The organism is Flavobacterium sp. LK-23 (assembly GCF_058135255.1).
Genome location: NZ_JBYUVT010000001.1, coordinates 1 through 13,564, shown reverse-complemented (window position 1 = coordinate 13,564; position 13,564 = coordinate 1). Strand labels below are relative to the sequence as shown.

Sequence of the window (13,564 nt, the reverse complement as noted above, 5' to 3'; positions counted from 1 at the left end):
ATGAAAAGGATATATAAAATAACACTTTTAGTTGGTATAACTATTTTAGTTTCATCTTGCCACAATAATTCGGCACCGAACTATCAGTATTTCCCTAATATGTATGAATCTGTTGCTTACGAGCCATATTCAGAAGCAAAAATATTTAAGGGAGGAAAAGAAGGACAGCTTCCTGTTGAAGGAACTATCAATAGAGGTTTTGAACCTTATGAATATGAAAACTCAACTGCTGGTTATGAATTAGCAAAAGCTAATTTAAAATCACCTTTGACAGAAGAAGAGAAAAACTCTGGAAAAGGTAAAGAGCTTTTTGATATTTATTGTATCAGCTGCCATGGTGCAACTGGTAACGGTAAAGGTAAATTGGTTGAAAGAGAGAAATTTCTTGGAGTACCTAGCTATAAAGACAGAGAGATCACTGAAGGAAGTATCTTTCATGTTGAGACTTATGGTTTAAATGCAATGGGTTCACATGCAAATCAATTAAGTGCTCACGAACGTTGGTTAGTTGCTGACTATGTTCTGAAACTAAAAAGCCAATTATAATTGTTGAACAAACTGATCGTAATAGATATGTATACATTTTCAAGTAAATTAAAAACTTTTTCTATCATCTTAATGGCCGTTGGTCTATTAGGAATTGGGTATGGTTTTTTAAGTGCACCAAAAGATATTCAAGAAGTTGAAAAAATACTTGCTGCAGATGAACATGGTTCTCATGGCGCTGCGCATGAAGAAAAAGCGGAGGCATCTCACAAAGAAGCAGGTCATCATGAGGCTGCTGAAGTTGCACATGACTCTCATAAAGGAGCTGAGCATGCAGAAGTTTCTGGTGCAAATGAGCACGAAAAACATTTAGAGCACGTATTGCACCAATTGCAAAATAAGCCTTGGTCTGCTGTATATGTAGCTTGTATTTTCTTTTTACTTCTTTCAATGGGGGTTTTAGCTTTCTATGCAATTCAACAAGTTGCTCAAGCGGGTTGGTCTCCAGTTTTGTTTAGAGTTATGCAAGGTATAACAGCTTACTTGCCAGCTGGTTCTATAATCTTCTTTATACTTTTAGTATTATGTGGATTACATTTTAATCATATTTTTGTATGGTTAGGAGAAGGAGTTACAGATCCGAAAAGTCCAAATTATGATGCTATCATCGCAGGAAAATCTGGATATTTAAATTTTCCTTTCTGGATTGCAAGAGCTTTTATCTTTTTATTAGGATGGAATATCTACCGTCATTTTTCTAGAAAAAACTGTTTAGCACAAGATGAAGCAAATGATGATCTTTACTACAAAAAGAATTTCAAAGCATCTGCAGGATTCTTAGTATTCTTTATCGTTTCTGAGTCTATTATGTCTTGGGATTGGATTATGTCTTTTGATCCACACTGGTTTAGTACTTTATTTGGATGGTATGTATTTGCTTCTTTCTTTGTAAGTGGTATTACAGCTATTGCATTAGTAACTATCTATTTAAAATCTAAAGGATATTTGGAGTATGTAAATACAAGTCATATTCATGATTTAGCTAAGTTCATGTTTGGTATTAGTGTATTCTGGACTTATTTATGGTTCTCTCAATTTATGTTGATTTGGTACGCTAATATTCCAGAAGAGGTAACTTATTTTGTAACAAGAATTCAGTTATATAACCTTCCTTTCTTTGGAGCGGTGGTTATGAACTTTGTTTTCCCATTATTAATATTGATCAATACTGACTTCAAACGTCTTAATTGGGTTGTTGTTATGGCTGGTATTGTGATATTATTAGGTCATTATGTTGATTTCTTTAATATGATTATGCCTGGTACTGTAGGAGACAAATGGTTTATTGGAGTTCCTGAAATTGCATCGATTCTTTTCTTCTTAGGTTTATTTATATTTGTTGTATTTACTGCATTAACTAAATCTCCTTTGCTTGCAAAAAGAAATCCTTTCATCGAAGAAAGTAAACATTTTCATTATTAATATTTAAAGAAGTAAACAGATGACAAGTTTGTTGGTAATTATAGTTTTAGTTTTATTAGCAGTTGCATTATGGCAATTGACGAAGATATTTGATCTTACTCAGGTAGGAGCTTCTTCGGACGATTCTCAAGTTGCATCAGATAATGACAATAACGTTCAGGGATATATCATGTTTGGCTTTTTAGCTTTCATTTATATATTTACTATTTATGGTTTACTAAAATGGGGTAATTTGGCACTTCATACCCCTGCTTCTGAGCATGGTACTTTAGTAGATAATTTAATGAACATTACTTGGGTTTTGATTTTTACTGTTCAAGTAATTACACAAGGTCTATTGTATTGGTTTTCTTTTAAATATAAAGGTAACAAAGATAAAAAAGCGTTATTCTTTGCTGATAGTAATAAATTAGAGGCAATTTGGAGTATCATTCCTTCTGTTGTTTTAGCTTGTTTAATTCTTTATGGATTATATGCTTGGAATAACATTATGTTTGTTGATAAAGATGAAGATGTAATCGAAATCGAATTATATGCTCAGCAATTTAAATGGACTGCAAGATATGCTGGACAGGATAATGTTTTAGGAAAAGCTAACGTACGTTTAATCGAAGGAATAAATACATTAGGGGTTGATATGTCAGATCCAAATGCTCAAGATGATATCGTAGTTTCAGAATTGCACATTCCTAAAGGTAAAAAAGTTCACTTTAAAATGCGTTCTCAGGATGTATTGCACTCTGCTTACTTTCCTCACTTTAGAGCACAAATGAACTGTGTTCCAGGTATGGTTACTGAATTTGCTTTCGTTCCAACTTATACTACTGCGGAATATAGAGAGTTACCATTTATGGTTGAAAAAGTTGCACACATCAACAAATTAAGAGCTGAAAAAAGCGCTGAATTAACTGCAAAAGGTGGTACAGCTTTAGATCCTTATACATTTGATTATTTATTATTATGTAATAAAATTTGTGGAGCTTCTCACTACAATATGCAAATGAAAGTTGTTGTAGATTCTCCAGAAGACTATAAAAAATGGTTAAGTGAGAAAACTACTTTGGCTCAGGATATTGCTGCTGCGAAAGCAGCTGAAAAACCAGCTGAAGGAACTGCTCCAACTGCAGATTCTACTGCAAAAGTAATTGACACTGTTAAAGCTGTTGTCGATACTGTTAAAGCAGCTGTAGCTAAAGTTGCATTGAAATAATATTATTTAGAAAATTTAAAGTACACATATATGTCAGCAGAAGCGCACGATCACGATCACGGACACGATCACGAGCACGAACATCATCATAAAGACACGTTCATTACTAAATATATTTTTAGTATTGATCACAAAATGATTGCTAAACAATACTTGATTACTGGTATTATTATGGGAATCATTGGTATTGCAATGTCCTTGCTTTTTAGAATGCAATTGGCGTGGCCAGAAGAGTCTTTTAAGATATTTAATGTTTTATTAGGAGATAAATTTGCACCTGATGGTGTAATGGCAAATGATATTTATTTAGCTTTAGTAACAATTCACGGTACCATCATGGTATTCTTTGTACTGACGGCAGGTTTAAGTGGAACTTTTAGTAATTTACTTATTCCGCTTCAAATTGGAGCAAGAGATATGGCGTCTGGGTTTATGAATATGATTTCATACTGGTTGTTTTTCTTATCAGCTGTTGTAATGTTATGTTCTTTATTCGTTGAAGCTGGTCCAGCATCTGCAGGATGGACAATTTATCCTCCTTTGAGTGCATTGCCACAAGCAATTCCAGGATCAGGAACAGGTATGACATTATGGTTAGTATCTATGGCTATTTTCATCGCATCTTCTTTGATGGGATCTTTAAATTACATTGTTACTGTACTTAATTTAAGAACTAAAGGAATGTCTATGACTAGACTTCCTCTTACAATCTGGACATTTTTCGTAACAGCTATTATTGGTGTTATTTCATTCCCAGTTTTATTATCAGCAGCTTTATTATTGATTTTTGATAGAAGTTTTGGTACTTCATTCTTCTTATCTGATATCTATATTGCAGGAGAGGTTTTACATTACCAAGGAGGTTCTCCAGTATTGTTTGAGCACTTATTTTGGTTCTTAGGTCACCCTGAGGTTTACATCGTAATCTTACCAGCAATGGGTCTTGTTTCTGAAATTATGGCTACGAACTCTCGTAAACCAATCTTCGGATACAGAGCGATGATTATGTCAGTTCTTGCAATTGCATTCTTATCTACTATTGTTTGGGGGCACCACATGTTTATTTCAGGTATGAATCCTTTCTTAGGATCTGTATTTACTTTTACTACTTTATTGATTGCAATTCCTTCTGCTGTAAAAGCATTTAACTGGATTACAACTTTATGGAAAGGTAACTTACAATTTAACCCTGCAATGTTGTTCTCTATCGGAATGGTTTCTACTTTCATCACTGGAGGTTTAACAGGAATCATTTTAGGAGATAGTACTTTAGATATTAACGTTCACGATACTTACTTCGTAATTGCTCACTTTCACTTAGTAATGGGTATCTCTGCACTTTACGGAATGTTTGCTGGTATTTACCACTGGTTCCCTAAAATGTACGGAAGAATGTTAAACAAAAACTTAGGTTATATTCACTTCTGGATTACTGCTGTTTGTGCTTATGGAGTTTTCTTCCCAATGCACTTTATCGGATTAGCTGGTTTGCCAAGACGTTACTATACAAATACTAACTTCCCATTATTTGATGATTTACAAAATGTGAATGTTTTAATTACAACATTTGCTCTTGTAGGAGGTGCATTCCAGTTAGTATTCTTATACAACTTCTTTAGCAGTATTTTCTACGGTAAGAAAGCAGTTCAAAACCCTTGGAAATCTACAACTTTAGAGTGGACTACTCCAGTTGAGCATATTCACGGAAACTGGCCAGGAGAAATTCCTCACGTATATCGTTGGCCGTATGACTACAGTAACCCAAATCATGATGTAGATTTTGTTCCTCAAAATGTACCGATGAAAGAAGGTGAAGAAGTTTTACACCACTAAAAATAATCAAAGGCTATCAGAAATGATAGCCTTTTTTGTTTAGTTAAAGTTTTAATCGTTCAGTCTTGCTATTTTACAAACTGATTAGTTTATATATCTTTGTAGGATGAATGAAAATCTAGATCCTACTACTAAAGGATATAACTCAGAAGAGTTAGATCTCGAAAAAAGATTGCGTCCGCTATCATTTGATGATTTTGCTGGACAAGATCAAGTTTTGGAAAATTTAAAAGTGTTTGTTGCCGCCGCTAATCAGCGTGGTGAAGCACTCGATCATGCACTTTTTCATGGACCTCCTGGTTTAGGGAAAACGACTTTGGCTAATATATTGGCTAACGAACTGCAAGTAGGAATCAAAATTACTTCTGGTCCCGTATTGGATAAGCCTGGTGATTTGGCTGGTTTGCTGACAAACTTAGACGAAAGAGACGTTTTGTTCATTGATGAAATTCATCGATTAAGTCCTGTAGTGGAAGAATATTTGTATTCTGCGATGGAGGACTTCAAGATTGATATTATGATTGAATCGGGACCAAATGCGAGAACAGTGCAAATCAATTTGAATCCCTTTACTTTGATTGGAGCAACAACTCGATCAGGATTATTAACGGCTCCAATGCGTGCTCGTTTTGGAATATCTTCGCGTTTACAATATTATACTACAGAACTTTTGACAACAATTGTTGAAAGAAGTGCCTCTATTCTAAAAATGCCTATTGATCTAGAAGCTGCAATTGAAATTGCTGGAAGAAGTCGTGGAACTCCTCGTATTGCAAATGCATTATTAAGGCGTGTTCGTGATTTTGCTCAAATTAAAGGAAATGGAAGAATTGATATTGAAATTTCAAGATATGCTTTAAAAGCCTTAAATGTAGACGCTCATGGTCTAGATGAAATGGATAATAAAATACTATTAACTATTATTAATAAATTTAAAGGCGGTCCGGTAGGACTTTCAACTTTAGCGACAGCTGTAAGTGAAAGCAGTGAAACTATAGAAGAAGTTTATGAGCCTTTCTTGATTCAAGAAGGATTTATCATGCGAACGCCTCGAGGTAGAGAAGTTACGGATAAAGCGTATAAGCATCTTGGAAAAATAAACACAAATATACAGGGAGGTTTATTTTAATTATATGTCAGACAAGTTTAAATATACTTATCCTCAGAATTTATCTTTACTTAGATTTTTCAAGGATGCTGAAGGTGTTCGTAGAAATCCGATTCCTTTTCATAAAAGATATTTTGAGAAATTCGGAGATTCTTTTTCTATACGAATTGGTTTTTCCAAGTATATAATCTTGTCACGAGATAATGAAATTGCACAGTATATTTTAGTTAAGAACCAAAAGAATTATAACAAATCTAAATTTCAATCGGTTTATCTTTCCAAATATTTAGGAAAGGGACTTTTAACCAGTGATGGTGATTTTTGGTTAAAACAGAGACGACTTATTCAGCCAGCATTTCATAAACAAAAAATGAATCAGCTAGTTGATAATATGAATGGGACTATTGCTTCAGAAGTAAAAAATTTAGTTGAAGAGAGGCCAATAGATCTTTTTCCGGTTATGAGTAATCTTGCGTTTAATGTTGTCGCAAAATCTTTATTCCAGCTTTCAAATGCTGAGGATAAATTTCATCGCATTAAATTTATTATAGAAGAAGTGCAAAACTTCTTGATTAAGGAAATCAGACTTCCGCATAAAGCTTGGTGGTTTGCAATGAGTGGCCAGGTCAAGAAACATCTTAAGTTAGCAGAGGAAAATAATGCTATTATTAAGGAAATCATCGAGGAAAGAAAAGCTTCCAATGAAGAAATTAATGATTTATTGAACATGCTTCTGGAAACCAGATATGAAGATACGGGCGAAAGCATGTCTATTGAACAATTGATTGATGAAATTAAAGTTCTCTTTATTGCAGGACATGAAACTACGGCAAACGCATTAACTTTTACACTTTATCTTTTAGGAAGAAATTCCGAAGTTCAGCAGAAGGTTTTTGAGGAAATCATTGAGGTGGAATCGCAAACAAGTAATAGTATCGAACAGCTTCAAAAAATGATCTATACAAATGCGGTTTTGAACGAGTCTATGCGTTTATATCCGCCAGCTTGGATTACTGACAGACAAAATCTTGAGGATGATTCTTTGGCTGAATTTAAAATTAAAAAAGACACTTTGATTGGAGTTTCTTTTTACGAATTGCATCGTAATCCAAAATATTGGAATAATCCTGATGAATTCATTCCAGAACGATTTCTTGGAGAGCAAAAAAAGGAATCAATGCAATATTTTTATCCTTTTGGGGCTGGTCCTAGAATGTGTATCGGAACTGGATTTGCCATTTATGAAATGTGTTTAACGATATCTCAGATTGTTAAAAAGTATAATATTAAAGCTGATAATGATACCGTTCAGTTTAATCCATTAATTACTTTAAAACCTATTAACGTTGAAGTTTCATTTTCTAAACGATGAGTATCAATTCAAAAGAAACATATTCAAAATTTATAAAAGAAGAAGCCAAAAGACTTGGGTTTATTTCTTGCGGAATATCGAAAGCTGGTTTTTTAGAACAAGAAGCTCCTCGACTTGAAAATTGGTTAAAGAACAATCGAAACGGTCAAATGACCTATATGGAAAACCATTTTGATAAGCGTCTCGACCCAACTTTGTTGGTTGATGATGGTAAAAGTGTCGTATCGCTTTTGCTTAATTATTTCCCAGATTCTAAGCAAAACGATGAGAGTTTTAAGATTTCTAAATATGCTTACGGTCAAGATTATCATTTTGTAATTAAGGATAAATTAAAGGAGTTTTTGCACTCAATCCAAGAAAATATTGGAGAGGTATCAGGACGTGCTTTTGTCGATTCGGCACCTGTTTTAGATAAAGCTTGGGCGGCAAAGAGCGGTTTGGGTTGGATTGGAAAAAACAGTAACCTGATTACTCAAAAGGTAGGCTCTTTTTATTTCATTGCCGAACTTATTATTGATTTAGAATTAGAATACGATTATGCAGTTACAGACCATTGTGGGTCTTGTACCGCCTGTATTGATGCCTGTCCTACACAGGCAATTGTAGCACCATATATTGTTGATGGTAGCAAATGCATTTCTTATTATACCATCGAATTAAAAGAAAATCTTCCTGAAGAAATGAAAGGGAAATTCGATGAATGGATGTTTGGCTGTGATACCTGCCAAGATGTTTGTCCATGGAACCGATTTTCTAAACCCCACTCAGAACCTTTATTTAATCCTAATCCAGAGCTGCTTTCTTTTGCTAAAAAAGACTGGATAGAGATTACAGAAGAAACCTTTAAGCTAGTTTTTAAAAACTCTCCTATTAAAAGAACCAAATTTGATGGTTTAAAACGTAATATTAAATTTTTACAGTAACAACCAAATGTGTGTTGTTATTTTATCTTTTTGATTATCAGTTTTTTATTTTAAAGGCTCTTTCTCCTTTGTGCTATTTTTTTTCCTACGTTTTTTTACCTATATATCAATAAATTCTATAGGAATTGAACATCTTTTCAATTATTTAAGAAAATTCAGCTGTTTTATTGTCAAATATTTACAGAAATTAGATTTTCAATAGGTAAACAATTGTTAAAAAATGTTGTTTAACGACTTTATGTGCACTTTGTCGAAATAATGAGGATTGATTTCATTCCTAGATATACTTTCGCACTTTCCAAATCTACTTAATTTAAAACCTGTGAGACTTTTGTAGTCTTTAAATTACTATATGACAATGGTCTGCATAATGTCTTTTTTATATGTATGTCTTGAAAAAGCTGTTCTAAGTTTTTTTAAATCCATTTTATATTTTTTCACGTATCTCATCAATATGCTAAAAACAATCATCTGTTTTTTAGCATCCGAAATTTCTGTTCCACAAACTCAAGTTGTCTATGCGTAACTCTACTTTTTGTAAGTCTGGATTTTACAGGCTAATTTTTCTTATTTTATTTATTACATTACCAATATTCTCATACTCACAAGTATGTGGTACCCCTGGAGTTGACGGACCTGTTGCGGTGTCAAGTTCAGTGAATACATATTATCCGATCACAGGAAATGTTACACTGAATGCAGGAGCACAATCTATATATCTAGCAGGTGTGCCAGCAACGGATCAATACTCGAATAATTTTGGCACAACTCCAATCTCTGCTGGAGATTTGATTTTAATTATTCAAATGCAAGATGCCTCAATAAATTATACAAAAACAACTAGTTATGGTTCTGGTACGACGAACAGCGGTCCAGATAATCTAGGAGGAACAGGATTTACAGCTCTCGGTAATACCGGGGTTTTTGAGTATGTAATTGCAACAAATAATGTACCCTTGACAGGAGGAAATTTAACGTTTAAAGGTACAGGTGCTAATAATGGTGTCTTGAATAGTTTTTATAATGCAGATCCAACTACTTCAAGAGGAAAGAAAACATTTCAAGTCGTTAGAGTACCTCAATATTCTAATTTAACTCTTACAGCCAATATTACTACTCCTCCTTTTAATGGAGTTGCGGGTGGTATTATTGCATTTAATGTTTCTGGAACCTTCAACTTTAATGGTTTTAGTATTGATGGAAGTGCAAGAGGTTTTAGAGGAGGATATAGCCCAAAAGCAGGTTCGGATGCTAATGACTCAAAAACTTATGTTGGTGATTCATCAAATAGCAAAATTTCAGGAAAAGGAGAAGGAATAGCTGGTACGCCTAAGTATATGTGGGATGGTTTTAATCAGGTAGCAAATACAGTGGAAGGAATGCCAGGAGGTTCTTCAGGAAGAGGAGCTCCAGCGAATGCAGGAGGTGGTGGTAATGACCATAATACCGGCGGTGGAGGCGGTGGAAATGGTGGATTTGGTGGACTTGGTGGCGCTGGATGGCAAGGTGGAGGAGGAGATTTATTCTCCAATAACCTTACAGGAGCAGGAAGACCAGGATCAAAATCGTATACTGTGATTGAAAAATTTCCAAGGCTTATTATGGGCGGTGGAGGAGGCGCAGGTGATGCAAATGATGCTTCTTCTGGTGTAAAAGGTGGTGTTGGAGGAGCAATTATTCTTATAAATGCTGGGAATGTTTTAGGGAATGGTACTATTTATGCAAATGGAGGAAAAGGAGCACCTGGAACCTACGCTAACTCACCTGATGGTGCTGGAGGTGGAGGAGCAGGTGGAACAGTTTTGCTGAATGTTTCTAACAATAGTACTGCTACCATTCAAATTCAAGCTAAGGGAGGAGTAGGTGGAAACACTGAAAACGATAATAATAATGAGCACGGACCAGGTGGTGGTGGTGGTGGTGGAATAATCTGTCATAATGTTTCAAGTTCAGTAACCATTACAACAAATGTAACTGGTGGAGCAGCTGGTAAATCTAATGCAGGAAACGGAATTAATCATGGAGCTATTGCTGGAACAGATGGTTATGTATCAACTTTTACAGTTGCAGACGTACCTGCAAATCTACAAGTTAATGCGAATTGTTTCCCAGTTCTTGAGACAAAAGCCAAAACATTATCTACTACTGCAATTTGTAATGCAATTGATGAAAAAGTTTCTTATGAAATCGAAATAAAAAATACGGGAGCAGGAAATGCTGCTGGTGTAATGTTGGATTTTAGTTTTCCAACAGGTATCGAATTTGATTCCGCTACAGCAACTTACTCTACCGGAGCTTCAGGACCAGCAGGAACTCTAGCCAATTCGGCTACAGCTACGGCTAATAATCCTGTTTTTGGAGGATTTAACATTGCACAAAATGGAGTTGTTAACATCACTTTAGTTGGAAAAGTAGCAGCTTCGATAGCAGCAGGAACTTATAGTGCAAATGCGCAAGCATTATATCTTGACCCAACACGTACAACAGCCAATTCTACTAGAAGAATAACGGCATTTACAAATGCTTATGGTAGTGCGAATAAAACATACGAAGGCACAGGCCAATCAAATGTTCCAGGTGTAAATTTTAATGGAACAAGTACTGCCGTTGATGATATATCAATTTTAGCTTTGCCTGCAGCTCCAACAGTGAGTGTAACGCAAACAACTTGTACTGCTCCAACAGGTACAATAACGGTTAATACACCTGCAAACGGTTCTGGAATAAGCTATACATTAACGGGAACAAATCCTGTTTCTGCTTCAGTAAATAGTACAAATGGTATTTTTTCTGGATTGGTACCAGGTACCTATTCTGTAACTACAACAAATGCACAAGGATGTACTTCTGCTGCAAACACTGGTATTGTTATTAATGCAGTTGCTGGAGCGCCAACGACGACAGGTGTGACTATTTGTCAAGATGGAACTGGTTCATTGACGGCTACTTCTCCATGTGGAACATCTAATAGCTCAGGAGCAAAAATTGCAAGAGCAGGTAATAGTGTAGGCACAGCATCACTTTCTTGGTCTAATCCTTCAAGAGTGAATTCTAATGATTCAAGCTATGCATCTGCAACTGTTAGCAGTGGAGGGAATATCACTGTTGTGACAAGGTCTCTTCAAGGAACAGATTTTGATTTTAATATTCCTTCTAATGCTACAATTACTGGAATTCAAGTTACAATTGGTCGTTATAGTAGTACTGCCAGCTCTACAGTGAATGTTAAAGATAATGTTGTTAGTCTAATTAAGGCAGGAACTGTTATTGGTGAAAATAAAAGTATAACAGGATCTAATTGGCCAATAAGTTCGACTTCTGTGGCAAATTATGGTGGATCATCAGATTTATGGAATACAACTTGGACGCCCGCAGATATTAATAATGCAAATTTTGGAATTGCTTTATCTGCAAGTATCACTAGAACATCAAATAATGACATTACTGCCTATGTAGATTATATGCAGATTACTGTAAATTATACTATAGGGGGAATTGAATGGTACACTACATCTACAGGAGGTTCATCAATTTATACAGGTACTTCTTTTAATCCAGTGGGAGTTACAGGATCTGGATTGACAAGTACCGCTACAGCAACAACAAAAACGTATTATGCGGCTTGTTCAGGTAATTCAAATTGTAGAGCGGCTGTTAATTTTGTTGTTAATGCAAAACCAACAATTGCAACAATTACTTCTAACTCACGATGTGGTGCAGGAGAAGTAACTTTGGAGGCTACAGCATCAGCAGGAACTATTAATTGGTACGCAGCAGCAACAGGAGGAACATCATTAGGAACAGGAGAGAGTTTTACGACGCCAAGTTTATCAGCATCAACTTCTTATTATGTTGATGCAACAGAAAATGGTTGTACTACACCAACAAGAACTGAAGTTAAAGCAACAATAAATACAGTACCAACAATAAATTCGACAACAGAAGGTTCAATATGTGGTTCTGGATCAGTGAAATTAACTGCAACTGCATCAACAGGAGCGACTATTAATTGGTATGCTGATCCTACAAGTTCGACAGTATTAGGAACAGGAACAACTTTCAATACTCCAACTTTAACAGCTACTACAACTTACTATGTAGGAGCAGTAACATCGTCAGGTTGTACTTCAACGTCTAGAATTGCTGTCGCGGCAGTTATAAATAAATCTTCAAGCATTGTATTTACAAGTGGTACTCAAAATCCAACAGTTTGTTCTGGAGCATCAGTTCCGAATGCAGTGTATACTTTTGGAGGAAGTGCTACAAATGCTACAGTGTCTAACTTGCCTACAGGATTATCTGCTGCAGTTGATACTAATGCAAAAACAGTAACAATTTCTGGAAATCCAACATCAGCTGGTACTTATATCATTACTACAGTTGGTCATACAGCTCCTTGCGCAGAAGTAACAATTCAAGGAACAGTTACCTTATCACCAAATGTAACAATTGCATCATTTTCACCAGCAACGTCTTCTCGTTGCCAAGGAGTTGAAACAATAACAAGAACTACAACAGCAACAAATTCAACAGGAGGTATTACATATAGCCTAGATTCTGCAAGTAGTACAGGCGGAAATACGATAAATTCAACAACTGGAGCAGTAACTTATGCTGCTGGATGGTTGGGAACAACTACAATCACAGCAAGTGCTGCAGGATGTAATGGACCAGTAACGACTACTCATACAGTAACGACAAATGCTTTACCTACAGCAACTATATCTGGAAATTTAACAGCATGCTTGACTACGACTTTGACAGCCAATTCAAATGCAAGTTCAGCAACTTATGTTTGGTACAAAAATAATGTTGCGATTCCTAGTCAAATTTCTTCTACGTTAGTTGTAAATTCTGATGGAGATTATAAAGTAAAAATTAAAAATTCTTCAACTGGATGTGAAGCAACTTCTGCTGCTTCAACAGTAAAAGTTAGTGATACAGAAAAACCTGTAAAACCTGTTTTAGCAGATATTACAGCAGAATGTTCAGTGACAGTAACAGCTCCGACTACGACAGATAATTGTAAAGGAACGGTGACTGGAACAACAACAGATCCATTGACATATAGTACTCAGGGAACTTATACCATTAACTGGAGTTTTAGCGACGGGAACGGAAACGTAGAAACTGCAGCTCAAAAAGTAATT

At 35.4% G+C, this 13,564-nt stretch carries 8 protein-coding genes; all 8 read left to right on the top strand.

The window, feature by feature from the left end:
• On the top strand, positions 1 to 546 hold the full coding sequence (locus AC3Y25_RS00040) for a c-type cytochrome (protein WP_248729362.1): 546 nt from the start codon (positions 1 to 3) through the stop codon (positions 544 to 546).
• 27 nt (positions 547 to 573) lie between these two features.
• Positions 574 to 1,968, top strand: coding sequence for a quinol:cytochrome C oxidoreductase (locus AC3Y25_RS00035; protein ID WP_250834139.1), 1,395 nt, complete (start codon positions 574 to 576; stop codon positions 1,966 to 1,968).
• A gap of 19 nt (positions 1,969 to 1,987) precedes the next feature.
• The gene (locus AC3Y25_RS00030; protein WP_427872168.1) at positions 1,988 to 3,178 is read left to right on the top strand and encodes a cytochrome c oxidase subunit II; all 1,191 of its coding nucleotides are present in this window, start codon (positions 1,988 to 1,990) and stop codon (positions 3,176 to 3,178) included.
• Positions 3,179 to 3,208: 30 nt separating this feature from the next.
• Positions 3,209 to 5,011, top strand: coding sequence for a cytochrome c oxidase subunit I (locus AC3Y25_RS00025; protein ID WP_095927927.1), 1,803 nt, complete (start codon positions 3,209 to 3,211; stop codon positions 5,009 to 5,011).
• 106 nt (positions 5,012 to 5,117) lie between these two features.
• Entirely contained in the window at positions 5,118 to 6,140 is a 1,023-nt protein-coding gene (gene ruvB / locus AC3Y25_RS00020) for a Holliday junction branch migration DNA helicase RuvB (protein ID WP_095927926.1), read from the top strand.
• A gap of 4 nt (positions 6,141 to 6,144) precedes the next feature.
• Complete coding sequence (locus AC3Y25_RS00015; RefSeq protein WP_489901318.1) at positions 6,145 to 7,491, top strand: cytochrome P450; 1,347 nt, start codon at positions 6,145 to 6,147, stop codon at positions 7,489 to 7,491.
• A complete protein-coding gene (queG, locus tag AC3Y25_RS00010; RefSeq protein ID WP_489901317.1) occupies positions 7,488 to 8,414 on the top strand; it encodes a tRNA epoxyqueuosine(34) reductase QueG in 927 nt (308 codons plus the stop codon). The genes AC3Y25_RS00015 and queG overlap by 4 nt, the downstream gene beginning before the upstream one ends.
• Before the next feature lie 656 nt (positions 8,415 to 9,070).
• The coding region (locus tag AC3Y25_RS00005) for a beta strand repeat-containing protein (RefSeq protein ID WP_489901316.1) at positions 9,071 to 13,564 on the top strand (4,494 nt) is incomplete at its 3' end.

What these genes read in the sequence shown, in the direction of transcription:
- AC3Y25_RS00025 (WP_095927927.1), top strand. Translation starts at nt 3,209, where the DNA reads ATGTCAGCAGAAGCGCACGATCACGATCACGGACACGATCACGAGCAC.
- queG (WP_489901317.1), top strand. Translation starts at nt 7,488, where the DNA reads ATGAGTATCAATTCAAAAGAAACATATTCAAAATTTATAAAAGAAGAA.
- AC3Y25_RS00030 (WP_427872168.1), top strand. Translation starts at nt 1,988, where the DNA reads ATGACAAGTTTGTTGGTAATTATAGTTTTAGTTTTATTAGCAGTTGCA.
- ruvB (WP_095927926.1), top strand. Translation starts at nt 5,118, where the DNA reads ATGAATGAAAATCTAGATCCTACTACTAAAGGATATAACTCAGAAGAG.
- AC3Y25_RS00035 (WP_250834139.1), top strand. Translation starts at nt 574, where the DNA reads ATGTATACATTTTCAAGTAAATTAAAAACTTTTTCTATCATCTTAATG.
- AC3Y25_RS00040 (WP_248729362.1), top strand. Translation starts at nt 1, where the DNA reads ATGAAAAGGATATATAAAATAACACTTTTAGTTGGTATAACTATTTTA.
- AC3Y25_RS00015 (WP_489901318.1), top strand. Translation starts at nt 6,145, where the DNA reads ATGTCAGACAAGTTTAAATATACTTATCCTCAGAATTTATCTTTACTT.